This is a genomic window from Corynebacterium sp. HMSC070E08, from assembly GCF_001808895.1.
Classification (GTDB): Bacteria; Actinomycetota; Actinomycetes; order Mycobacteriales; family Mycobacteriaceae; genus Corynebacterium; species Corynebacterium hiratae.
In genome coordinates this window covers 1-22155 of record NZ_KV794795.1, presented here as the reverse complement: position 1 = coordinate 22155, position 22155 = coordinate 1, and the positions used below count along the sequence as shown (strand labels likewise).

Here is a 22155-nt window from a genome sequence, read left to right as displayed (position 1 = left end):
GTGGTCTCACTCTACCCGCGAATAGCGAGCCGCCATAGACGCGCAGATCATCAATTGCACCTGGTGGTAGATCATGAGCGGGAGGATGAGAAGCCCCAAAGACGTGCCACCAGAGGCGAAGATCACTGAGGCCATGGGCAGGCCCGTGGCGAGGGACTTTTTCGAACCGCAGAACTGGATGGCGATGGTGTCCTCCCTGTCGAATCCCAGCTTGTTGCTCACGACCTTGGTGAGCCACAGCATGAAGAAGACGAATGCAGTTGAGAACACAACCTGGAACAGAATCTGCCATACGCTAATCGACGCCCAAATCCCGTCGACCATTCCCTTCGAAAAGGCCGCGTAAACAACCATCGCTATGGAGCCGCGATCCACTACTTTGGTGGCTTTGCTGGCTGCAACTTTTCCTACCCATTTTCTTGTTAATTGCCCGAGTATGAAAGGCAGAAGCAGAAGTACGGAAATCTCTAGGAAGACGGAGCTATCGATGCGGATGCCGTCGCCAGCCCCCATGAGGGTCATGACGAGTAACGGGGTGAGGACAACGCCGGCGAGGTTAGACACTGATGCGGAGACGATCGCTCCAGGAACGTTGCCGCGCGCGATGGACGTGAAGGCTACCGATGATTGGACCGTTGATGGAACTAGGGTGAGGTAAAGAATGCCCAGGTATAAGTCGGTTGGGATGAAAGCCGTGAGTGGACGGAGTGCGAGACCGATGATCGGATACACCACGAAGGTAAAGACCAAAATGGTCAGATGGAGTTTCCAATGCTTGACGCCGTTGATCGCCTCGCGCGTCGACAGCCGGGCTCCGTAGAGAAAGAAGAGGACGGCAATTGCGATGTTCGTGAGGACGTCGAAGGTATCCGCAAAGCTGCCTCGCGCGGGAAGAACGATGGCGACCGCAACGGCGCAGAGGATGAGGACAATGAGGGGATCGAGTCTTTTGAGGCGCTCAAGCATATAACAGAGTGTAGACGCACCCCCACCGTTTCACGTGAAACATCGGTTTGAGCGAAGCGGCCCGAAGCTTCGACCGTGCGTTAGGCGGTGACGTTGCGTACCGTTCCCCCGTCATTCTCCACGCCGTACTCCGTGAGCGGTTTGGCGCTGGGACCGCCGGTCACTTCGCCGGTGCCGAGGTCAAAGCTGGAATAGTGGCTGGTGCAGGTGGCGGTCATGCCCTCGATTTTTGTAATGAGGGATCCCTGGTGCGGGCAGGTTTGGGAGTAAGCTTTGAACTTCCCTTCCGTGGGTTGAGCAAAGATCACTTTGTCCACGATGATGGCTGATCCAACGGGTATATCCGTCGCGGCTATTTCGGCGGTAGGTTCTTTGCCGCAGGCGGCGAGATAGGCACCAGCGAAGGTGGTGGCAGTACCGAGGAGGAAGAGGCGGCGGGAACACGTAGTCATGGTGCTTACTCTATCTGATCGGCGTGTTCCATAGTGTGAGGTATAGCGTTCTTAACTGAGTTTGCCATCCCACACAGGTAACTCTTCTTCCCTACTGCCGCTGAAATCGTAGGATCCGTACGATGTACCGACATCGCTATAGATGGTCCCTGGCGAAGCTACGTGTCGTCCGCCCCGTGAATCATTCGTGAAGGCATAGGTTGCCCCAGCGCCCAGAACGCTAATGCTGAGTGCGGCTGCGGCGATGATTCGGATTGCTCGGGTGTTAACGCTTTTCTTCATGCCATCCATAGTGCGCCGTAGGTTAAAGGTTGTCACGAGACGATGCCGGCTTCCCACGAAGTTGGCGTCGAGTTCCCAGTCATCTTTCAGACTGGGGTCTGCACACAAAGGGCCATTCCAATGGTGAGTATCGCCCACCATTGGAATGGCCTTTGGAATAATAATGTTAGTGACGAAACGCGAGCAATCAAGATGTCACTATAATAACGTCACTGTACGTTATTGATTGCTAGCGAGGATTGCTGTTATCGGCACGTTTTGCGGCAGCACGGGCCGCGGAGACGTCGACAGTCGGTGCCTCTCCCCCGCACCCACCGTCGCCACAGTTGCAGGATTCACCGCAACCCTCATCCTCTTTGTGGGCTTGATCCCAGAGATACGCCGCGCGGGCGCCCATATTGGAACCGACCGAGAGTGCGAGAACAGCTACGACGAACGTGAGTGCTGGGATCAACCACATCCAACCCTCGGCCCGCAGCGCGATGATTCCGCCAAACACTAAAGCGACGCCGGCGAGGAACCAGAACGGTCCTGCAACGGCGTGGGCATTATCCCAAGCTTCCTTAGTCTTGCGGATCTCCGCGAGGCGCAAACCGACGACGCTATTACCCGGGAGCTTCCGGAGCGAGGCTAGGCCGCCGACGACGATAAAGATGGCGGCCACGATGAGGAAGATGATTCCGACTACGAGCATGCCCATAGTCTATCCCGCCCCGTAGTTAGGGAGAAAGTCAGTTCAATTTATTCGCATGCTGCTGTAATATACATTTCGTGTCGCTTGGTAGATATTAAAGACTTTATTATCGAGCGAACTGATCAGCGTGGTAGCAACCATAGAAAAGATTCAATCATGACATTTAAGAGTGTTCTCAACTCTCTGTTGTTCAAGATTATCGTCGCGATAGTCTTGGGCATCATCGTTAGCCAGTTTGCCCCGGAATGGTTTGGCAGGGCTTTCGCAACCTATAACGGCCTGTTTTCAAACTTCCTCGGCTTCTTCATTCCAGTCCTTATCCTTGCGCTCGTGGCCCCGGCAATCGCAGGCCTTGGGCGTGGTGCCGGTAAGTGGTTGGGCATTACTGCGGGAATTGCCTACGGCTCGACTATCGTGGCAGGGCTTATCGCATACGGCTTGACCCAGGTCCTCTACCCCACTTTGCTGGCCGGACAAACGCTCAATACCGAGGTTTCTGACATCGATGCGGGAGCTCTGGAGCCCTACTTTACGGTTGAGATGCCAGCGCCTTTCGAAGTGATGACGGCGCTGCTGCTGTCCTTCTGTATCGGCGTAGCCATGACGACTGTGAAGTCGGATAATCTTTACGCAATTACGAAGGAATTTGAGAACGTCGTCATCAAGGTCATTTGGGGTTTCGTGATCCCCCTTCTGCCGATCTACATCTTCGGTATGTTCCTCTCCTTGGGTATGAATGGAAATATCGGTACCGTGCTGATCGCCTTCACTAAGGTGCTTCTGCTCGCGGTTGTGATGACCTTGGTCTACCTGGTCCTGCAGTACATTATCGCTGGCGCGATTGCGGCCAAGAATCCATTCTCCGCACTGAAGAACATGGCCCCGGCGTACTTTACTGCGTTGGGTACGTCTTCCTCTGCGGCTACTATTCCGGTCACTCTCGACGCCGCACTGAAGAATGGAATCTCCAAGCCGGTGGCAGGTTTCGTGATTCCGCTTTGCGCGACGATTCACCTTTCTGGTTCGATGATCAAGCTCACCCTGTACGCTTTCGCGATCGTGTACATGGCTGATGGTATGGAGGCTGACCTTGGGAAGGCTCTTGGCTTCATCTTGCTGTTGGGCATCATGATGGTCGCTGCTCCTGGCGTTCCGGGTGGCGCGGTGATGGTCGCGGTCGGACTTCTGCAAGCGAATATGGGCTTTGATGACTCGATGGTCGCATTGATGATTGCCGCCTACATCGCTATTGACTCCGTGGGTACCGCCGCAAACGTTACAGGGGACGGCGCCATCGCCATGATCGTCGACCGCTTCGCGCGCGATAAGATTGAGGGCCTAGAGGCCGAGGCAGATGCCGAGGCTGCTGACGAAGAGCTCAGCAAGGCCTAAGTTTCACGTGAAACCCTGAAGCTTCTACTCCCCCTTTTCCGACATGATACCCGCGATGGATAGTTGGGCGAAGGGGGATTTTTCTTGCCCTAATTTCGGAGAGTGTGCGCAGCCGTGTAGGGGGCTAGTGGCCCGATGCGTAGACTGCGGTTCTGGCCGTGGCGGTTCGGGCCTAAGCCCCATTTTCTTGGGAGAGGGCTTGCGCTTTATTGTAAGAACAGGTATTCTATAGCTGGGTGTGGGGGAACGAATTGTTCCGCAAATTTAGGGGTGCAGCTACCCATGGCAACCACAGCACAATCATCTACGTCACTTCCCACTGCATACTTTTCCCACTCAAATCCGCGTGATCCTGAATGCATGGCTGGTCAGCTCATGCGCAGAATCGAGTACGAATTCTGGTCAGGCGTCCAACCACCACTCGATGAGGACTCCGATACCGCCTTTATGCGCATCGGGCAAAAGACCGGAAAATCTCCGGCTCACGTTGCGCGCAATGTCATGGCGCTGATCCGTCTTGATGAAATGCCGAAGCTGCGTGCCCTGCAGAAGGCGGACTGTTTACTGGACATGCAGATGCTAGTTGCTATCGATCAGGTGATGGCAAAGCTTGGCAATCCGACGGCGGCTGTTATAGCGGAAGTGGATGAGAAGCTATCCGTCTGGTTAACGCCGACCAAGCCGAATCAAGTCTTTCCCTCAGTAGAGAAGATACGGCGCAAGGTTCGAGACATCTGCAAGGTGCTCGATGACTCCGTATCCTTCCGTGACAAGCGCAAGAAGAATCGCTACTCTCTTCTCACCCGCGGGGAACGTGGGTTAATCGAGCTAGAAGTGGATAGCAACGTGGGTGTCGTCATCCACGAAACCATCAAGTTGGCAGCAAAGGAACATGGCGTCTCCATGGCCGATGCGCTGGTACTGCTCATTACCGGCAAGATCGAGCCAGAGGCGGGTAAGGTCGTCGTCCACGAATACAAGGCAAAAGACGTCGAGGGTGCGCCGGTCTATGTCCAAGGACATGGGTGGAACGGCGAGGGCGTTCCGGCTTCGAAGACCGTGAGGCGCGATTTCACCACTGCCCCGGAAGCTTGTCAGGGCTACCAGCCGTCGGAATTCTTGAGAAAGTATGTCGAAGGCCGCGACGGCACATGCCGGGCGCCTGGTTGTAATCGTCCTGCATGGGCCTGCCAGTTGGATCACCGGATTAACTACGCGGATGGCGGCCCGACGCATCCGGATAACATGGTGGCCCTTTGCCAGCACCATCACAATATGAAGACAGATGGGCGGGCCTTTTACATCCTGGATCCCGCAACCGGCGATGTCGTGTGGCTGTACGAGGACGGAACCTGGGCGGTCACGGAAGCGACCGGCCCTTTGGCACCAGCCTCGAAGGTGTGGGCCCGGACCATTGCGGAAGACGTCGTTGCTCACCGTCGCAAGATGCACGAAGCCGCGCAGGCTCTGAAGGTGGAAATGGATAACGGAACCATGGTCGAAGTATTCGACATGACTGATCCGGCAGATCGCTACACGAATGGCGGAGAGGAGATTCCCTTCTAGGGAAGTGTTTCACGTGAAACGGCCCCCTTCCGCTCTGCCGCGCGTAGGCGCGGATTCTGACGGAAAGAGACCGTTGCGAGGCGTGCCTGTCGAAGCCGGCTACTGTTTCGTGGCTACTGTTTGGTGGCTGCCTTCATGGTGGATACGAAGTCGGTGACCGCAGCGGCGAGAGTGTCGTTGGGGCGGTTGTCATCGTCGAGGTGGGCATCAACGACCTTGGCCAGAGCGGAACCGGTGATTGTTCCCGCAGCGCCAGCAGCAATGGCGTCGGCAACGTGTTGCGGGGTGGAGATTCCAAAGCCAAGGAGAATCGGTGCACCTCCGAAACGTTTCACGTTGTCCACTACGTCAGCGAGCCCGCGTGTCTCTGACTCCTTCTCGGTGCCGGTAACGCCGTCGCGGGAGATCGCATAGATATAGCCCTTGGAATACTTCGCGACGCCCTCGAGGGTTTTCTCGGAGGCTTGTGCTGGTGCGATGAAGATGGGATCGATTCCTGCTTTGTCGGCTGCAGCGGCGAAGGGGGCGCCTTCGCGAACGGGGACGTCGGGAAGCAGGATGCTATCGGCGCCGGCCTCGTGAAATTCGGAATAGAAGGTCTCGAGCCCGCGGGTGAAGGGAACGTTGCCGTAGATGAGCATGCCGATGGGCAGGTCCGGGAATTCACTGCGGATCTGACGGATCTGCTCGATAGCGGAATCCACCGTCGCACCGCCGGCGAGCGCGCGAATGTGGGAGGCCTGGATCGTTGGGCCGTCGGCGACAGGATCCGAGAACGGGACACCAAGCTCGAGGGCGTCGGCGCCACCGGCGACGGCCGCGCGGACGATGGTGAGTGCGGTCTCGGGATCGGGATCGCTGAGCATGATGAAAGGAACGAAAGCGCCTTCACCGCGTGCGGCTAGGGTGGAGAAGAGTTTCTCGTAACGGCTCATTACTTGTCCTCCGTGATCTTGAGTTCGGGGTGCTCGCTAAGGGTTCGGCGGACGTGGTCGATGTCCTTGTCGCCGCGCCCAGAAAGGGAAACGAGAATGGTGATGTCTTCATCCTTGCGCTTGAGTGCGTAGGCCAGCGCGTGTGAGGATTCGAGGGCGGGGATGATGCCCTCGCGGCGGCTAAGGAGCTGGAAGGCTTCGAGGGCTTCTGCGTCGGTGATGCCGACATAGGTTGCGCGCCCCGTCTGAGCGAGGTGCGCGTGCTGTGGACCGACGCCCGGGTAGTCGAGGCCAGCGGAGATGGAATAGGATTCCTCAACCTGGCCGTCGGCATTGCGCATGAGATATGAGCGGGCGCCGTGGAGGATGCCGATGGTGCCGTTGTTGATGGTCGCGCCGTGGTGTCCGGAATCGAGTCCCTCTCCCCCGGGTTCCGCTCCAACGAGTTCGACGGATTCCTCATCGATGAAGTCAGCGAACATACCAATGGCGTTCGAGCCGCCGCCGACGCACGCGACGACGAGATCCGGCAAACCGCCGGTGCGCTCGATCATCTGGGCCTTGGCCTCTTCGGAAATCACCTTGTGGAACTCGCGAACGATCGTTGGGAAAGGATGCGGACCAGCCGCTGTGCCGAGGAGGTAGTGAGATTCGTGGAAGGTGGCGGTCCAGTCACGGAGAGCTTCGTTGACGGCATCCTTGAGCGTGCCGGAACCGGAATCAACCGGAACAACCTTCGCGCCCATCAGCTCCATTCGGTAGACGTTGGGCTGCTGCCTCTCGACGTCCTTCGCGCCCATGTAGATCACGCATTCGAGGTCCAGCAGAGCACAGGCGAGGGCGGTCGCCGTGCCATGCTGTCCGGCGCCGGTCTCGGCGATGATGCGGGTCTTCCCCATCCGCTTGGCCAGGAGCGCCTGGCCGATCACCTGGTTGGTCTTGTGGGCACCGCCGTGGACGAGGTCTTCCCTCTTGAGGAAGATTCGTGCCTTGCCGCCGAGTTTTGTTGCTTCGGTCAAGGGGGTTGGACGGCCGAGGTAGTCGCGAAGGTAGCCGGCCAGTTCTTCGCGGAAGGTGGGATCGTTCTGGGCATCGACGAAGGCCTTCTCTAATTGGTCGAGTGCCGGAATGAGGGATTCGGGAACGAATTGTCCGCCAAACTCCCCGAAATAAGCGGGTAGGAGGGTCTCCCTGGTGTCCTGTTGGTTGGTCATAGTGTTCCTTTTAGCTAGGGCTTGGAGCAAAGCTTGGGGTGGGGGTTAATACGTAAAGTGACGAATCGTGTCGAAGGCCTTGGCGATGAGCGCCGTGTCCTTCCTGCCGTTAACCTCTACGCCTGAATTGATATCGAGGCCAACGGTACCGACGCGCAGTGCATCCGGTAGGTTGTCGGGATTGAGGCCGCCGGCGAGTAGTGCCTTCTTCTTGACGCCGTCCGGAACAGTTGTCCAGTCGAAGGAGGTGCCAGTGCCGCCGGCACCAGAGTCGAGGATGAGCATGTCGGCGGCGTCGGCAAGCGCGGAGGCAAGGGCGGGAGCATGGGGCGCCGTCATGTCGATGGCGCGCCAGACCTGCCGCTCCCCCGCCACGGCGCGCACTGACTCAATGAGTTCGAGCTCAGCCTCGGTGCTTCCTTGGTAAGGCGCGTGGAGTTGTAGGGCGGCGATGCCGTCGAAGGCAAGCTCCTCCCAGCCGGAGATGCGGCGAGAGACCGCGACGTAGTTGAGGTCGGGTTCGTGGGCGATGATGTCGAGCGCGGTTTCACGTGAAACATTGCGCGGGGACGCCTCCTCGAAGATGAATCCTCCGTAGACGGCACCGGCAGCACGGGCGGCCTGGGCCGCTGACCACGTCGTGAGGCCGCAGACCTTGTTTTGGCCATAGACTAGCTCACGGGCGGCCCGGTCGATATCGGGCGTGCCGGTGAGCTGGGAGCCAACGAGGAAGGCATTCGCGTGAGAGCCCAGGCGGCGAACGGTCTGGTTGTCGCGGATGCCCGACTCCGAGACGATGACCTTGCCAGCCGGGACGTGGTGTGAAAGGCGCTCGGAGCGAGTGAGATCGATGCTGAGGTCGTGGAGGTTGCGGTTGTTAATTCCGATCACGTCGATGCCAAAGGCAGTGGCGCGGGCGACCTCCTCCTCGGTGATGGCCTCGGTGAGGACATCGAGCCCAAGGGAATCCGCCAGCTGCTTGAGTTCCGCGTAGGTGTCGTCATCGACGATCGACATCATGAGCAAAATGGCGTCGGCGCCAAAATAGCGAGCGGCGTAGACCTGAATGGGGTCAACGATGAAGTCCTTACACAAGACGGGCAGGTGCGTGGATAGAGCCACGGTCTGAAGGTGGTCGTAGTCGCCACCAAAGCGATCCGGTTCGCACAGCACCGAAATGGCCGAAGCGTAGCGCGAGTACACCCGTGCGATGGCCCCGGGCTCGTAGTGTTCGCGAATCAGCCCCAGCGACGGAGAGGCAGACTTGCACTCCATGATGAAGCGGTTGGTGCCGCGGAGCGCATCGTAGAAGGAGCGCTCCGAGCGCGGGAGGGAAGCTAAATCAACGTGCGCCAGGCGCTCACGGATTGCGGGCAGATGCGTGCGGCGCTTGGCGACGATCCCCTCAAGCACGGTCGGCAGAGCCATAGTTCGCCTCCTCGTGCTTCTTCAGCCATGCAGCCACGGTGCCATCCTTGATGAGCTGGTCGGCATGCGCGACGCCCTCTTGGATGGAGTCGGTCGTGCCATTGAGGTAGAACATCGCGCCGGCGGTCGCGGCGATCGCATCGTGGTGGGCGGGCTTGCCGGTGCCGGCGAAGACGGCGCGCAGAGCTTCGGCGTTTTCCTTGCCGTTGCCGCCGGCGAGGTCAGCTAGCTCGTGGCGGGAAATGCCGAGGTCCTCAGGGGTGAGTTCGTAGTGGGTTATGGTGCCGTCGCGAAGCTCCCAGACCTGGGTGGTGCCGTGGAGAGCGATCTCATCGGTGCCGGCGCCGTGGACGACGAGCGCGCGCGTGCGGCCAAGATCCTTGAACACCTCAGCAATGAGCTGACCCTGTTCGGGGTTGGCGATGCCCATGATCTGGAACTCCGGGTGGCCTGGGCTGAGCAGTGGGCCCATGGTGTTGAAGAGTGTGGAGACGCCAAGGCCCTTGCGAACCGGTTGCACGTGGGCAACCGCCGGGTTGTACGCGGGGGCGAAGAGGAACGTGAAATTCGAGGCCTCGAGTTGGCGGACCGCGCGGTCCGGATCGAGATCAAGCGGAATGCCGAGGGCCTCAAGGACGTCCGCGGAGCCCGACTTGGAGGATACGGAGCGGTTGCCGTGCTTGACCATCTTGACCCCGCCGGCGGAGGCGACGAGGGATGCGCCGGTGGTGACGTTGATGGTGTTCGCGCCATCGCCACCGGTTCCCGCGGTATCCATGAGGCCCTTGCCGGTAACCGGGAAGGGGCGGCCGGCGTTGAGGAAGGCGCGGGCGGCGCCGGCTACATCGGCGAAGGTCTCGCCGCGCGTGCGGATGTGGGTAAGGAGGGCGGCGATATGGATGTCGTCATACTCCCCCACCGTCAGCGGGGTGAAGACCTCGATTGCTTGCTCGAGGGTCGGTTCGGAGATATCGAGGAATTCCTGCAGTGTCTTGAGGGCGTGATTATTGGTCATTACTTGGCTCCTTCCATGGTGGGTAGAGAAGAAAGTTGTTCAATGCAGCGTTCGATCATGATGGGGCCGGTCGGAGTTAGCACCGACTCCGGGTGGAACTGAAGGCCGAGGGCCATGCCGTCGACGGTTTCCGCCGCCATCGTGACAGGGCCGATGTCGGTCTCCGTCTCCGCGAGGCTGCGCATCTGGGTGGGAATGCTCGCGCAGCCCAAGGAGTGATAGCGCGCAACGGGGACGAGGCGGCCCACGTAGTTCGGATTATCTGGCTCGGAATCAGTAGTGAGCCCTTGGAAGAGCGGGTGCTTCGCGCCAGCGTCGGTCAGCGTCATGGGCACAGAGGAACCGTGGACTGGGCCGCAGGGCTCGACGGTGCCGCCGAAGTGCTCGAGCAGCGCCTGGAAACCCAGGCAGATGCCGAGGATGGGGATGCGGCCGAGGGAGGCGTCGACGAGTTGCATCATCGATCCAGCGTCGCGCGGATGGCCGGGGCCGGGAGAGAGGATGATGATGTCGGGTTGGGCGGCGAGAACCTCCTCCACCGGCACCGTATTACGGAAAACGGTGGTGTTATAGCCGGCGAGGGCGTCGACGAGGTTGTAGACGAAGGAATCGTGGTTATCAATGAGGACGACGTGTGGGTTCATCGGATGACCTCCAGGGATGCGTTGTGTGCCTGGGCGATGGCACTGAGCACCGCGTAGGCCTTGTGGACCGTTTCATCGGCTTCGGACTGGGGGATGGAATCGCGCACGACCCCCGCGCCGGCCTGGACGACGGCCGTGCCATCCTTGACGTATGCGGAACGGATGACGATGCAGTTATCCATGGATCCATCGCCGCGCAGGTAACCGATAGCTCCCCCGAAGGAGCCGCGGCGAGTGCCCTCAGTTTCGCGGATGAGCTCCATCGCGCGCAGCTTCGGCGCGCCGGTCAGTGTGCCCATGTTCATGCAGGCGCGGTAGGCGTCGAGGGCGTCGAAATCCTCGTGCAGCGTGGCGACGACGCGGGAGACCAGGTGCATCACGCGGGAATAGCGGTCCACCTGGAGCAGATCAGCGACCTGTCGGGTGCCGGGGACGGCGACGCGGGCGAGGTCGTTGCGGGCCAGGTCCACCAGCATGATGTGCTCGGAGACCTCCTTGGAATCGGTGCGCATCTCGAGTTCATTGCGGATGTCCAGCTCGTGGGTCGCGCCGCGCGGGCGGGTGCCGGCGACCGGGTAGAGCTGTACCTGCCGGTCGGTGGCCGTGTACTTCAGGTTGGATTCCGGAGAGGCGCCGAACAGCTCGTGCTCGGCGCCGCGCAGGTAGAACATGTACGGCGAGGGGTTGGTCTCACGCAGCGTGCGGTAGGCAGCGAAGGCGTCGGGGCAGTCGAGGCTAAACGCACGGGAAGGGACCACCTGATAAATATCGCCGGCGTGGACGTTGCCCTGGAGGCGCTCCACGTGGCGTCGAAAAGCAGCGTCGTCGATGGAGGCGCGCGCGGAGATCGTGGTGAGTGGCTGCGGGGGCTGGGGCGTGATGGGCTCGGTGCGGGCGGCGCGGTCGAGCTCCTCCTCGAGCGCCTGCTTGTCGACGCCCCACCCCTCGATCTTCGCGGTCTCCGTCAGGTGGTCCACGGTGAGAACGTGCTCGGCGACGAGAAACTCATAATCGGGGTATCCGTTGAGTCCGTCGGGAACCGGGGGTAGCTTCTCGAAGGTTTCGACGTAGTCGAAGGCGAAACCGCCGCCGATGAAGGGCAGTGATTCACTGGAATACAGTTGGCTGAATTGTAAGGTGCGCAGGATATCCGCGGTGGAGGTGGCGCGGAGGCGGGCGCGCTCATCGTGCTCGGTGGAGAGCTCGAAACTAAAGGTGGTGCTATCCTCACCGTCCTGGCTGATCCTGGAGCGGAAGTCTTGGCGAAGCTCGTCGAGGAGCAGCTGGCCAGCGGGCGTTAATGCGGTAGCGGTGACCGCTTGGCCGCGGCAGACGACTTTGAGCGCTGCCTTGGTGATCGCGATACACGTGAGGTTCTTCTTGGATTCAATGTCCGCTGATTCTAAGAGCAAGGAGTCCTGCGGCGTGGCGAGGGCGTAAAAGAGCGCACTGGCATCGGGTGTGTACCCGACCTCGCGTTTGGCTGTAAACGGCATACGGTGTCTTTCTTTAACGATGTTGTGTGCTGCCGCGAGCTTTTTAAGAGAGCAAAACGCCGAAAAGCCCGCAGCTGCGGGCCTTAAATATGGGAGAACAACGAGGCCCGCGGGTTACGCGCGCCACCACCAAAGGTTAGAAATGTTCTTCACATCACTGACTCTAACACCGATACCTTCTGCCGTACAGATAAATGTGAGCGGGTACCCCCGTGGGGTCTGGGCGCAGCAGGGTCGCCTCGGCGTCAGTGATGTAGGAAACATGCAGCTTAAGCATGTGATATAGAACTCTAAAACTGTCACAGTATAGCTTTTGGAGGGCTAAAAGTACCCCCGCGCGGGAAAAATATTCACAAAACTGCTGCTTAAACGCATGGAAAGAGGCTTAAATAACGGTCACAACAGTCACTCTAGAGTAGAAAAGGACCGTTATGTTCTCTAAAACTGCTGCTGCTCTCTCCGCTCTCGCTCTGAGCGCCGCCGCCCTCGTGGGGTGCTCCTCATCCTCGGACAACGCCGGCGGTGATTCCGGTGGTGGAGACTCCTACTCCATCGGTATCAACCAGCTGGTTCAGCACCCCTCCCTCGACGCCGCTGCGGATGGTTTCCAGGAAGCCTTCGAGGAGGCGGGCGTGGACGTGGATTGGGACATCCAGAATGCCAATGGCGAGCAGGGCACCGCGGTGTCCATCTCGCAGCAGATGGCAAATGCTAACCACGACCTCTACCTGGCAATCGCCACCCCAGCCGGACAGGCCATGAGCAAGTCCATCAAGGACAAGCCGCTTCTGTTCACCGCGGTAACGGACCCGGTGGAGGCGGAGTTGGTGGAGTCCCTGGATAAGCCGGGCAAGAATGTCACTGGTACCTCTGACGCCGCGCCCATCGAGGAGCAGGTTGAACTGATTACCCAACTGGTTCCAGATGCCAAGACCGTCGGCGTGGTCTACTCCTCCGCCGAGGTCAACTCCAAGGTGCAGGTGGAACAGTTGGCAGAGGCCGCTAAGCCGAAGGGCATTGAGGTGAAGTCGCAGACGGTGACCTCCGTGACGGAGATCCCGCAGGCCGTAGAGGCGCTGGGCGATGTCGATGCCATCTACGTGCCGACCGACAACATGGTTGTTTCCGGCATTTCTTCGCTCATCAAGGTAGCGAATGACAAGACCATCCCGGTCATCGCAGCGGACTCGGGTGCCGTTGAAGGTGGTGCTGCCGCCACCATCGGTATCGACTACAAGGAGCTGGGCCGCCAGACCGGTGAGATGGCGCTGCGCATCCTCCAGGACGGCGCAGAACCGGCCGAGACCCCGGTAGAAACCGCCTCTGAGTACACCTACGTCATTAACGAGGATGCCGTGAAGGCACAGGGCGTTGAGGTACCGAAGGAGATCATGGAGAAGGCTGAGAAGCTGTGATTGGTGCACTCGAGCTAGGGCTCATCTATGCGGTCATGGCCGTGGGCGTCTACCTGACATTCCGCGTCCTTGACTTCCCGGACCTGACCGTCGATGGCTCCTTTACCACCGGGGCTGCGACGGCCGGCGTGCTCATTACGAATGGGGTTAATCCCTTTCTGGCATCGGCCGCGGGCTTTGTCACCGGCTTTATCGCCGGCTGCATCACGGGGCTTCTGCACACGAAAGGCCGCATCGACGGTTTGCTTGCGGGTATCCTCACCATGATTGGTCTGTGGTCCATCAACCTGCGCATCATGGGCAGCGCCAACGTTCCGTTGCTCTCCCAAGATTCGGTGTTTACCCCGCTGGATGCAGTAATGGGGTCGTGGGCCGGGGTGGGCTTGCTCGCCTTGGGTGCGGTGTTGCTCTGCCTGCTGATCGTGTGGTTCCTGTCCACGGACCTGGGACTTTCGCTGCGCGCAACAGGTGACAATCAGCAGATGATCACCTCCTTTGGCGTGTCCACCGATTTCACCAAGATCCTGACCCTGGCCCTGTCCAATGGCCTGGTGGGCCTGTGCGGTGCTCTCATCGCGCAGTACCAGGGCTTCGCCGACATTTCGATGGGTATCGGACTCATCCTGGTTGGTCTGGCATCCGTCATTCTGGGACAAGCGGTACTCCCCCAGTCGCGCTTGTGGATGGCCGTGGTGGCGGTGGCCTTGGGCTCTGTGATCTACCGTCTCATCATCTTCGCTGCGCTTCAGGTAGGCCTTAACCCGAATGACATGAAGCTCATCACGGCGCTGCTGGTTATTGTCGCTCTGCTGGTGCCGCGTATGACGAAGGTCCGCGGGAAGAGGAAGGCCTAGATCATGCTCAAAGTAGATAAGATTTCGAAGACCTTCTTCCCGGGTACGGTCAACGAACGCCGTGCGCTTCGCGACGTCTCCCTGGAACTTGCCTCCGGCGACTTTGTTACTGTCATCGGCTCTAACGGTGCCGGAAAGTCGACGCTGCTGAACTCCGTCGCGGGCCGGCTCATCCCGGATTCGGGAAAGATCTCGATCGACGGCCAGGACGTGACGAGCCAGCCGGAGCACAAGCGTGCAAGGAAGGTCGGGCGCGTCTTTCAGGACCCCATGGCGGGTACGGCACCAAACCTTACGATTGAGGAGAATCTCTCCTTGGCCTACCTGCGTGGCAAGAAGCGAGGCCTCGGTTTGGGTCTTAGCTCCGCGCGCCGGGCCATCTTCGTGGAACAGTTGGAATCCCTCGAGCTCGGCCTTGAGAAGCGTCTGGGGACCAAAGTGGGGCTGCTCTCCGGCGGTCAGCGCCAGGCGCTGTCGTTGCTCATGGCCGGCTTTACTAACCCGAAGGTGATGCTTCTGGATGAGCACACGGCGGCCCTCGACCCGCAGCGCGCCGAGCTGGTAACGACACTGACGAAGCGCATTGTGGAGCAAGGTCAGCTCACGACTCTGATGGTGACGCACAATATGGCGCAAGCGCTGCAAGTGGGAAACCGCCTCATCATGATGCATGAGGGAGAGATCATCTATTCCGCTGACGCCGAGCAGAAGGCGAAGCTCACGGTAGAGGATCTCATGGGGGAGTTCGCAAAGATTAAGGGAGCGACCTCCGATAGGACGCTGCTGCAGTAGCATTCCTGCGAGGTTGTTTCACGTGAAACCTAGGTGCTGCGTTCGACAGCATCTAGGTTTCTTTTGTTATGTCCATAGGGTTTTTGGACATGGAGTCCGGTGTCTTTTTGGACACGGAATCCATGGAGGTCTTGGACACTTCTAGCGGTTTATGGTTGCGGCCTGCGTTTCGGCCGGGGTTTGGATAGTTTCGGGTTCATCCGCGGTGGTTGGCGATGTTTCATTCCTTCAACGAGGTTGATGTTGATCTGGCCACCTGGTGGTCTGTGGCTTAACGTGATCGCTGACGTACTGCGAGCCGTGATCCGAATGGTGAATGAGACCTGTTGTTTCCTCAGCACACACGATCGCCTGATTAAGAGCTTGCAGCGGCAACGCTTCGGTGCGCATGGAGTCTGATAACGCCCACCCAACGATCCGTCGGGAGTAAACGTCGGTGACAAACGCGGCATACACAAAGCCTTTCTTCGTGCGCACATACGTAATGTCAGCCACCCACAGTTTGTTCGGGCCGGGGGCTTTGAACTCACGCTCGACCAAGTCTGGGCGCAGATCCGGCCTGTTGAGGTGTACGGGTTGTGATTGGTGATCTGCCTTTGCCTTTGCCAGAAACACCAGCTAGGCGCATCAGCCGGGCGGTTTGTTCACGACCGATGTCGATTCCGTCACGGTCAAGCGCATGCCACATTGTCCGCACGCCGTAGACACCGTAATTATCCCGATGAATGGCACCAATGCGTTCAATCAGCACAGCGTCACGAAGGCGACGAGCACTTAAGCCCACGGGCTTTTGATTGGCGGTATCCACGGGACGTGATGAAACCGCCAACACGGTGGGTGTTTAACGTCTCGCAAATGAACTCGATGGAGAAACGATCCCGATACTCATCGATGAACCGGATCATTTCCGACGTTTTGGGTCGAGTTCCGACGCGAAAAAAGCCGAGGCAGCCTTCAGTAGCTCATTGGTGTCGCGTAGCTCTTGATTTTCACGGCGTAGCCTCGCGTTTTCCGCGGCCAAGTCTTCAGGCACAGGTTCTGGGATGTTTCCCGCACGACGGGCCTGCTGGGTCCACTGACGAGCCGTGTGCCATGAAACCCCCAGCTTTGGAGCTACTGCCTGGCACGCGGCTTGCATCGACATATTTTCCGCCAAGATACGGTCCTCTACAAGACGGACCACACGGTCCTTTGCATCCTGGTCAAATTTTCTTGGCATATTCCAGATTTTCCCATCTACTCAGACGGAACAAAACCTGGGACACTTCAGTCTCTCCTATCCATCTTCACACTCCTTCCACCTGAAGTGTTTGAAGTGGAAATCTTCAATTATGGTAGCCTTACCTAAACTAGGTATAATCTTTATACTTTCCGAAGGGAGTCTCTGCCGCTGCAAACACCAGCCCTGAACGGGATTCGGTCTCAACCAACGGTGGTACCGCTGGGGCATCGGCCAGCACCAGCTGAATCCGCAGGGGCGAACCACTAATTTCCATGGTGCAGACGGCAGCGTCCGATTGCAACTTTGGTGCAGATGTATCGCAGCGCCATTCGCTTCAACGGCCTGGAGGCCGCAAATGAATCGGATGTGCTGCGTATCTACCGCTAGAAACCGCAGCACATTGGAGACCAGCCGCCAAAATGGGCGAGGTTTAGAAGATGAGAAGCGAGGGCCGAGACGAATGTTAGTCCGAAGTTGAAGGTGGCTGCGAGGTTGAAATCCATCCGGAAATATCGCGAAGTTCTGGGAATTTCCCTTCCCATCGCTGGAGTACAACTCGCCGGAGTTGCATTGACCACCACGGACGTATTGATGCTGCAGTCCGTGGGCGTACTGGCGATAGCCGGCGGCGGCCTAGCGATGCAGCTTTACAACCAGATCCGCACGATGTGCGTGGGCATGGTGACGGCCGGGGCAAATCTTGTGGCTGAAGCAGCAGCAAAAATGGAAAAAGAGAAAACCTCTTGTCAAAATTGCGAGGCGGGAGCAGAACAGATCCGGCGGGCTGTGCGCTCCTCCTTCGCGGTGGCCACTGGCACTGCAATTCTCGGCGCGTTACTGGTCATCGCCCTAGGCGGATTGGTCCTTGTTCTGCCCATCGACAAGCACGTTGCCCAACTCACCTTCGCCATGACCCTTGCGCTCGCACCCGGGTTAGTCCCGATGATGTGGCTCAACGTCCTGCGCCAATTCGCCGTGGGCATGCGAAAACCCGGCTCCCTGTTAACCATCACGCTGATATCGATATTTATAAATATCGCATTGAACTGGTTATTTATGACATGGGCAGCCTCGGATCACTGGAAGGTAGCGGGCATCGGGCTTTCTACAACTGTCATCCAACTGCTTACCTTCCTGGCCTTCCGGATTGTGGTACTGCGCATTCCCGAGCTACAGCCCTATTTCCACATCCTTCCGTGTAAAGGAGATGGGGAGACTATCTGCCGCCTCGTCCGCCTCGGGGTACCAGTCAGTCTGACCTATGGCTCGGAGGCTGCAATAACAACCATCGCCGGTTTAGTGATGGGGACCTTTAGCCCACAGATGCTAGCGGCGCACAATATTGTGAACCAACTGGCGTACATCGTTTACCAAGTGTGCATCGGCTTTTCTCACGGCGGCTCGGTGCTGATCACAAGGGCTCGGGCCGAGAGTGCCGACTCAGTGCGCGAGATTACCCGACGCATATTGTTCGTCGTGGTCACGTATCTGGGAATAATGGGCGCGCTGTGGCTTCTGTTGGGCAGGTGGGTACTGCATCCTTTCTTAAAAGAGGCAGATCCCACCACCTTTCACATTGCCGTCCTGCTCCTATGTCTCGCGGTACTGCAACAGTTCGCCAAAGGAATCCAAAACGTGGCAGTGGGCCTACTGAGAGGCCTGAAAGACACCACCTCAGGGCTACGCTGCACCCTCGTCGGGTACTGGCTGGTTGGCGTCCCCGGGATTCTGATATTTGGAAAGCTCCTCGGATGGGAAGGATATGGCGTCTGGTTAGGACTCATCATGGGTTTCGCAACCACGGCGGTACTGCTGCTACGCACATATTCCCGCCGACTGAATGAACTGACTTAACGGGAATGTTGGGGGTAAAAGTTTCATCACCCATTGTAGATAAACAAAGGTATGGCTAACCTAATAGATCCACTTGGAAGAAAGGATTGCCTTGTCCCTCACGACAACTAGGGCTCGCGGTTTTAAAACCCCACGCGCCCCTCACCACCGAATGGCCCGCGTAGTCGCCTCAGCCGTCACCGCCACTGCCCTCCTTATGACCGCTGCCTGCAGCACTAACGATGAACAACAGACCGCAGATGACGGAGAAAAGCAACAGATCACCGACATTCTCGGGCGCGAAGTCGAGGTCCCGAAGAACGTCGATCGGGTCCTCATGGGCGGGCAACGGATGCTTTACACGACATCCATCCTCAACAAAGAAAACCCGCTCCAGGGCATCGTTGCCTGGCCAGATGACCTGGAGCAGAACGACCCTGGCACGTACAAGAAGTACGAACAGAAATTCTCAGAGATCGAAGATATTGAGCAAACTGGTGAAGTTTACGACGGCTCGATGTCCGTTGAGCAAGCTTTGAATTCCCGTCCAGATGTCTTCATTGTCTCCGCAAGCAGCTTCGAAGCCGCCCAGGATGCTGGCATCGTAGACGGTCTAGAAAAGGCCGGAATCCCCACGGTTACCGTCGATTACTTTACCGACCCGGTGAAGAACACCGCACCGAGCGTGCGCTTGCTCGGCAAGGTACTCGGCCACGAGAAGGAAGCGGAAGAGTATGCCGAGTTCTATGAGTCCAAGGTGAACATGGTTCAGGAGCGCCTAGAAAAAGCCAAGGCCACCCCCACACCGACCTTCCTCTGGCGAGCTCCCGGCTACTTCGACTGCTGCTCTACCTTCGCTAAGTCCAACCTAGCCCAAATTGTTAACGCAGCGGGTGGCGAAAACGTGGGCGACGATATGATCGACGCCAAGCAGGGGCAAGTCTCTCCCGAGGCGCTAGCTGAAAAAGACCCAGACGTCATCATCGCCACCGGCGCAGACTGGACCGGCGCCAAGCAGCAGCCAAAGAAGAATGGCTTTGTACCCCTGGGCTACGACGAGTCCACCGAACAGGCAGCCAAAGACTTCCAACGCGTTGTTGACGGGCAACCTGTCCTTAAGGAAATGCGGGCGGTCAAGAACAAGCGGGCCTACGCTGCGTGGCATCACTTCTACGACTCCCCATACAACTACCTAGCCATCGAGTGGTTTGCCAAAGCCATGCACCCCGACCTGTTTTCCGATGTCGACCCGCAGGCCGATTTGGAAGAACTACATGAAAAATTCCTCCCTGTGGAGGCTAGCGGCACCTTCTGGACTGGTTTGCCATGAGCCACGGAGCACGAGCGCAATCAATTGCCACCGGAAGCGAGGTGGACGACCAAAACTCTACCCCGCAACGGCAACGCCCCCGGTCAAACTGGTACCGAACAGCTAGCAGGCGAAAGGTAGCGATCATCGCAGGGCTTACGGCCCTGCTATGCGTCACCATTGCCATAGATTTCCTCATCGGCAGCAGTTTGAACGCAAATGAGGCGCTCTACGTGCTCTTTCACCCCAGCGATTCCCGCCCAATTGACTGGCAGATCATCTTTGATATACGTCTGCCTATGACCGTCACAGCGGTGCTCATCGGTGGCACCCTCGCTGCTGCCGGCGCAGAGATGCAAACCATCTTGGATAACCCCTTGGCAGAGCCCTATACGCTGGGCATTTCCGCCGCTGCGAGCTTTGGCGCAGCCTTTGCCACCGTCTCAGGATTCACCGCGGCGGGAATCGGGGCAGCGCTGGGAATGGCGGGCAGTGCTTGGGTCTTCGCCCTCGCGGCCTGTGCGGTGATCGTCCTATTCTCTCGGTCAAAGAGCTCTGGTACCGAGGGAATGATTCTGCTGGGCATAGCCATCGTGTTCCTCTTCGATGCTCTACTAGCGCTAATGCAGTACCTCGCCTCGCAGACCCAATTAGAGCAGGTGGTTTTCTGGACCTTGGGCAGCCTTACGCGCGCTACGTGGCCTCAGATCGGCCTTCTCGCGGTCATCTCACTAATCGGAATTGCTTACTTCTACCGCAATGCGTGGACGCTGACCGCGTTTCGAATGGGCGACGACCGCGCTAGGTCCATGGGTATCAATATCCCAAAGCTGCGCACGTACACGCTGGTGGGAGTCTCCCTTATGGCGGCAACTGCCGTTTCGATGGCCGGGACAATTGGTTTCATCGGACTCGTCGGCCCACATATCGCCAGGATGCTCGTTGGTGAGGACCAACGCTTCTTCCTCACCACGTCCATCATCTCAGGTGCGCTTTTGCTGACCTCAGCCTCAGTGGTATCCAAGCTGATCCAGCCTGGGGCGATTCTGCCTGTCGGCATCATCACCGCGATTGTGGGCGTTCCCGTGTTCGTCGTCCTCATTGTTTTGCGACGCCGCCCCCGAACTGTCTCCTCAACCTAATGATCGCCTCTCCCAGTACTTCCTGCCCCAGAAAGGACCCCCTCGTGGAACAACCGCCCACGGTTCCGCCAGAACCCACACTCCGGGTAGATAACCTGTGCTTTTCCCATGGAGACGAACAGATACTGAATGACGTATGTCTCCCAAAGATCGAAGCTGGAACCGTCACCGCCCTCGTCGGCCCTAATGGCGCTGGTAAGTCGACTTTGCTGCGCTGCATGGCTAACCTATGCCGATTCAGCGGCGACGTCACTGGGCCCGAGGCAGTATATTTGCCACAGGATCCCCCGCCGGAAAGCACCCTTACCGTATTCGAATCGGTACTTCTGGCACTCCAGCATTCCCGGACGGGATTCAGCGGACTACGGGTAGCCACATCCACACAGGACCGAGTCAGCTCGGTCCTCACGCGGCTGGGGCTAGAAGACCTAGAATCCCGAACAATGTCCCAGCTCTCCGGCGGCCAGCGTCAATTAGTAAGCTTCGCCCAGGCCATCGTATGCCGGCCGCAGGCATTACTACTGGACGAGCCAACCAGCGCTCTTGACCTAAGGAATCAGCTCATCCTCATGGAGCATATTCGCGCCTATGCAGCTGAAGCACCCGCGGCGGTCGTGGTTTCGATGCACGATCTTTCACAAGCAGCGCGCTTCGCTCACCGCATTGCGGTACTCCACGCGGGCACTGTATACGCACACGGAGCAGCTAAGGACGTGTTAACCGCAAAAATGTTGCGTGAAGTCTACCGCGTAGATGGAAAAGTCACCCTTACTGATGACGGTTCTGCAGCAATCACCACATCCAGAGCCATATAAGGGGCTTGAAGTGCCCCGAGTTTTGTTCCTAGGCATGTTCCTTGATTTCTATTATTCCCTGTTGCGGGTTCTTCTTCCACAATTCGGTTTCCACCTCGGCTGGGGTTCGATATCCCAGGCTTTGGTGGAGCCTTACCTCGTTCCACCATGACACCCACTCGAACGTCGCGATTTCTACCTCGACAACATCATTCCACCTGCGAGTATGGATGAGCTCATTCTTGTAAGAGCCGTTAACGTTTTCAGCTAGAGCATTGTCATTTCAGTCACCGACGGTCCCAGTGGAAGCGGCAATCCCGTGCTGGGCGAGACGCTGGTTGTAGACAACGCTGACGTACTATAAGCCGTGATCCGAATGGTGAATAAGGCCTGTTGTTTCCTTCGCGCTCACAATCGCTTGGTTGAGTGCTTGCAGCGGTAATACCTCGGTGCGCATCGAGTCCGATAATGCCCATCCGACGATCCGCCGGGAGTAAACGTCAGTGACAAACGCGGTGTACACAAAACCCTTCTTCGTACGCACGTAGGTAATGTCGGCCACCCACAGCTTGTTTAAGGCCTTGGGCTTTGAACTCACGCTCGACCAAATCCGGGCGCAGATCCGGCCTGTTGAGGTGTACGGGTTGTGATTGGTGATCCGCCTGTGCCTGTGCCAGGGACCTGACCCCTGTTTGGTAGACACCTGATAT

The 22155-nt window shown here is 58.4% G+C and carries 21 protein-coding genes and 2 pseudogenes; 9 read left to right on the top strand and 14 right to left on the bottom strand.

The features are described from left to right. Positions 1 to 6 precede the first annotated feature (6 nt). The 3 genes from HMPREF2526_RS10325 to HMPREF2526_RS10315 form a co-directional block, all read right to left on the bottom strand. Positions 7 to 966 carry a bile acid:sodium symporter family protein gene (locus tag HMPREF2526_RS10325; protein WP_070512929.1) on the bottom strand — a complete coding sequence of 320 codons (960 nt, stop codon included), beginning with the start codon at positions 964 to 966 and terminating at the stop codon, positions 7 to 9. Positions 967 to 1046: 80 nt separating this feature from the next. Continuing rightward, positions 1047 to 1418: a Rieske (2Fe-2S) protein gene (locus HMPREF2526_RS10320; protein ID WP_070547220.1), complete on the bottom strand. Its 372-nt coding sequence runs from the start codon at positions 1416 to 1418 to the stop codon at positions 1047 to 1049. A gap of 511 nt (positions 1419 to 1929) precedes the next feature. After that, positions 1930 to 2394 carry an SdpI family protein gene (locus tag HMPREF2526_RS10315; RefSeq protein WP_070517670.1) on the bottom strand — a complete coding sequence of 155 codons (465 nt, stop codon included), beginning with the start codon at positions 2392 to 2394 and terminating at the stop codon, positions 1930 to 1932. 156 nt (positions 2395 to 2550) lie between these two features. On the opposite strand from HMPREF2526_RS10315, the gene HMPREF2526_RS10310 reads away from it, so the two are divergent. Together HMPREF2526_RS10310 and HMPREF2526_RS10305 are read left to right on the top strand one after the other, a co-directional pair. Beyond that, positions 2551 to 3786, top strand: a complete 1236-nt coding sequence (locus HMPREF2526_RS10310; protein ID WP_070547219.1) for a dicarboxylate/amino acid:cation symporter — start codon at positions 2551 to 2553, stop codon at positions 3784 to 3786. A 360-nt stretch (positions 3787 to 4146) separates the two neighbouring features. Further along, entirely contained in the window at positions 4147 to 5352 is a 1206-nt protein-coding gene (locus tag HMPREF2526_RS10305) for an HNH endonuclease signature motif containing protein (protein ID WP_246819111.1), read from the top strand. Positions 5353 to 5465: 113 nt separating this feature from the next. On the opposite strand, the gene trpA is transcribed toward HMPREF2526_RS10305, so the two are convergent. From trpA to HMPREF2526_RS10275, 6 genes are read right to left on the bottom strand one after another with little or no spacing between them, the layout of a single operon-like run. Then, entirely contained in the window at positions 5466 to 6287 is an 822-nt protein-coding gene (gene trpA / locus HMPREF2526_RS10300) for a tryptophan synthase subunit alpha (protein WP_070547217.1), read from the bottom strand. After that, positions 6287 to 7501: a tryptophan synthase subunit beta gene (gene trpB / locus HMPREF2526_RS10295; RefSeq protein WP_070547216.1), complete on the bottom strand. Its 1215-nt coding sequence runs from the start codon at positions 7499 to 7501 to the stop codon at positions 6287 to 6289. Before trpB ends, trpA begins: the two co-directional genes overlap by 1 nt. Positions 7502 to 7546: 45 nt before the next feature. After that, complete coding sequence (trpCF, locus tag HMPREF2526_RS10290; RefSeq protein WP_070547215.1) at positions 7547 to 8929, bottom strand: bifunctional indole-3-glycerol-phosphate synthase TrpC/phosphoribosylanthranilate isomerase TrpF; 1383 nt, start codon at positions 8927 to 8929, stop codon at positions 7547 to 7549. Next, positions 8907 to 9944: an anthranilate phosphoribosyltransferase gene (gene trpD / locus HMPREF2526_RS10285; RefSeq protein ID WP_070547214.1), complete on the bottom strand. Its 1038-nt coding sequence runs from the start codon at positions 9942 to 9944 to the stop codon at positions 8907 to 8909. The genes trpCF and trpD overlap by 23 nt, the downstream gene beginning before the upstream one ends. Next, the gene (locus tag HMPREF2526_RS10280; protein WP_070547213.1) at positions 9944 to 10588 is read right to left on the bottom strand and encodes an anthranilate synthase component II; all 645 of its coding nucleotides are present in this window, start codon (positions 10586 to 10588) and stop codon (positions 9944 to 9946) included. Before HMPREF2526_RS10280 ends, trpD begins: the two co-directional genes overlap by 1 nt. Next, positions 10585 to 12084: an anthranilate synthase component 1 gene (locus HMPREF2526_RS10275; RefSeq protein ID WP_070547212.1), complete on the bottom strand. Its 1500-nt coding sequence runs from the start codon at positions 12082 to 12084 to the stop codon at positions 10585 to 10587. The genes HMPREF2526_RS10280 and HMPREF2526_RS10275 overlap by 4 nt, the downstream gene beginning before the upstream one ends. Positions 12085 to 12515: 431 nt before the next feature. Between HMPREF2526_RS10275 and HMPREF2526_RS10270 the strand changes: the two genes are divergently transcribed. Genes HMPREF2526_RS10270 through HMPREF2526_RS10260 form a run of 3 tightly spaced genes read left to right on the top strand, consistent with a single transcriptional unit; the run spans position 12516 to position 15145 of the window. Continuing rightward, positions 12516 to 13499 carry an ABC transporter substrate-binding protein gene (locus HMPREF2526_RS10270; protein WP_070547211.1) on the top strand — a complete coding sequence of 328 codons (984 nt, stop codon included), beginning with the start codon at positions 12516 to 12518 and terminating at the stop codon, positions 13497 to 13499. Continuing rightward, positions 13496 to 14353, top strand: coding sequence for an ABC transporter permease (locus tag HMPREF2526_RS10265; protein WP_046648734.1), 858 nt, complete (start codon positions 13496 to 13498; stop codon positions 14351 to 14353). The genes HMPREF2526_RS10270 and HMPREF2526_RS10265 overlap by 4 nt, the downstream gene beginning before the upstream one ends. A gap of 3 nt (positions 14354 to 14356) precedes the next feature. Continuing rightward, the gene (locus HMPREF2526_RS10260) at positions 14357 to 15145 is read left to right on the top strand and encodes an ABC transporter ATP-binding protein (RefSeq protein ID WP_070547210.1); all 789 of its coding nucleotides are present in this window, start codon (positions 14357 to 14359) and stop codon (positions 15143 to 15145) included. Positions 15146 to 15373: 228 nt separating this feature from the next. Here HMPREF2526_RS10260 and HMPREF2526_RS13840 read toward each other — a convergent pair whose 3' ends face one another. The 3 genes and pseudogenes from HMPREF2526_RS13840 to HMPREF2526_RS10255 form a co-directional block, all read right to left on the bottom strand. After that, a complete protein-coding gene (locus tag HMPREF2526_RS13840; RefSeq protein WP_371326150.1) occupies positions 15374 to 15601 on the bottom strand; it encodes a DDE-type integrase/transposase/recombinase in 228 nt (75 codons plus the stop codon). A gap of 70 nt (positions 15602 to 15671) precedes the next feature. Further along, on the bottom strand, positions 15672 to 15896 hold the full coding sequence (locus tag HMPREF2526_RS13835; RefSeq protein WP_371325943.1) for an IS3 family transposase: 225 nt from the start codon (positions 15894 to 15896) through the stop codon (positions 15672 to 15674). 150 nt (positions 15897 to 16046) lie between these two features. Then, a pseudogene (locus tag HMPREF2526_RS10255) lies at positions 16047 to 16389 on the bottom strand (transposase). Between the two features lie 470 nt (positions 16390 to 16859). Between HMPREF2526_RS10255 and HMPREF2526_RS10250 the strand changes: the two are divergent. From HMPREF2526_RS10250 to HMPREF2526_RS10235, 4 genes are all read left to right on the top strand, one after another. Further along, the gene (locus HMPREF2526_RS10250) at positions 16860 to 18221 is read left to right on the top strand and encodes an MATE family efflux transporter (protein ID WP_231732355.1); all 1362 of its coding nucleotides are present in this window, start codon (positions 16860 to 16862) and stop codon (positions 18219 to 18221) included. 151 nt (positions 18222 to 18372) lie between these two features. Beyond that, positions 18373 to 19530 carry an ABC transporter substrate-binding protein gene (locus tag HMPREF2526_RS10245; protein WP_049156259.1) on the top strand — a complete coding sequence of 386 codons (1158 nt, stop codon included), beginning with the start codon at positions 18373 to 18375 and terminating at the stop codon, positions 19528 to 19530. Between the two features lie 41 nt (positions 19531 to 19571). Beyond that, positions 19572 to 20651, top strand: coding sequence for a FecCD family ABC transporter permease (locus HMPREF2526_RS10240; RefSeq protein WP_049156286.1), 1080 nt, complete (start codon positions 19572 to 19574; stop codon positions 20649 to 20651). Next, a complete protein-coding gene (locus HMPREF2526_RS10235; protein WP_049156256.1) occupies positions 20651 to 21466 on the top strand; it encodes an ABC transporter ATP-binding protein in 816 nt (271 codons plus the stop codon). The genes HMPREF2526_RS10240 and HMPREF2526_RS10235 overlap by 1 nt, the downstream gene beginning before the upstream one ends. A 28-nt stretch (positions 21467 to 21494) precedes the next feature. Here the strand turns inward: HMPREF2526_RS10235 and HMPREF2526_RS13830 are convergent. Both HMPREF2526_RS13830 and HMPREF2526_RS13825 read right to left on the bottom strand, forming a co-directional pair. Then, a pseudogene (locus HMPREF2526_RS13830) lies at positions 21495 to 21713 on the bottom strand (integrase core domain-containing protein); the annotation flags it as partial. Between the two features lie 90 nt (positions 21714 to 21803). Further along, positions 21804 to 22155, bottom strand: a 352-nt coding sequence (locus HMPREF2526_RS13825) for a transposase (RefSeq protein WP_371326149.1), incomplete at its 5' end; no start/stop codon positions are given.

Bases quoted from the DNA above. Each gene is read 5' to 3' on its own strand.
- HMPREF2526_RS10245 (WP_049156259.1), top strand. From the start codon at position 18,373: ATGGCCCGCGTAGTCGCCTCAGCCGTCACCGCCACTGCCCTCCTTATG.
- trpA (WP_070547217.1), bottom strand. From the start codon at position 6,287: ATGAGCCGTTACGAGAAACTCTTCTCCACCCTAGCCGCACGCGGTGAA.
- trpB (WP_070547216.1), bottom strand. From the start codon at position 7,501: ATGACCAACCAACAGGACACCAGGGAGACCCTCCTACCCGCTTATTTC.
- trpD (WP_070547214.1), bottom strand. From the start codon at position 9,944: ATGACCAATAATCACGCCCTCAAGACACTGCAGGAATTCCTCGATATC.
- HMPREF2526_RS10320 (WP_070547220.1), bottom strand. From the start codon at position 1,418: ATGACTACGTGTTCCCGCCGCCTCTTCCTCCTCGGTACTGCCACCACC.
- HMPREF2526_RS10315 (WP_070517670.1), bottom strand. From the start codon at position 2,394: ATGCTCGTAGTCGGAATCATCTTCCTCATCGTGGCCGCCATCTTTATC.
- trpCF (WP_070547215.1), bottom strand. From the start codon at position 8,929: ATGGCTCTGCCGACCGTGCTTGAGGGGATCGTCGCCAAGCGCCGCACG.
- HMPREF2526_RS10310 (WP_070547219.1), top strand. From the start codon at position 2,551: ATGACATTTAAGAGTGTTCTCAACTCTCTGTTGTTCAAGATTATCGTC.
- HMPREF2526_RS10235 (WP_049156256.1), top strand. From the start codon at position 20,651: ATGATCGCCTCTCCCAGTACTTCCTGCCCCAGAAAGGACCCCCTCGTG.
- HMPREF2526_RS10280 (WP_070547213.1), bottom strand. From the start codon at position 10,588: ATGAACCCACACGTCGTCCTCATTGATAACCACGATTCCTTCGTCTAC.
- HMPREF2526_RS10260 (WP_070547210.1), top strand. From the start codon at position 14,357: ATGCTCAAAGTAGATAAGATTTCGAAGACCTTCTTCCCGGGTACGGTC.
- HMPREF2526_RS10305 (WP_246819111.1), top strand. From the start codon at position 4,147: ATGGCTGGTCAGCTCATGCGCAGAATCGAGTACGAATTCTGGTCAGGC.
- HMPREF2526_RS10270 (WP_070547211.1), top strand. From the start codon at position 12,516: ATGTTCTCTAAAACTGCTGCTGCTCTCTCCGCTCTCGCTCTGAGCGCC.
- HMPREF2526_RS10275 (WP_070547212.1), bottom strand. From the start codon at position 12,084: ATGCCGTTTACAGCCAAACGCGAGGTCGGGTACACACCCGATGCCAGT.
- HMPREF2526_RS10325 (WP_070512929.1), bottom strand. From the start codon at position 966: ATGCTTGAGCGCCTCAAAAGACTCGATCCCCTCATTGTCCTCATCCTC.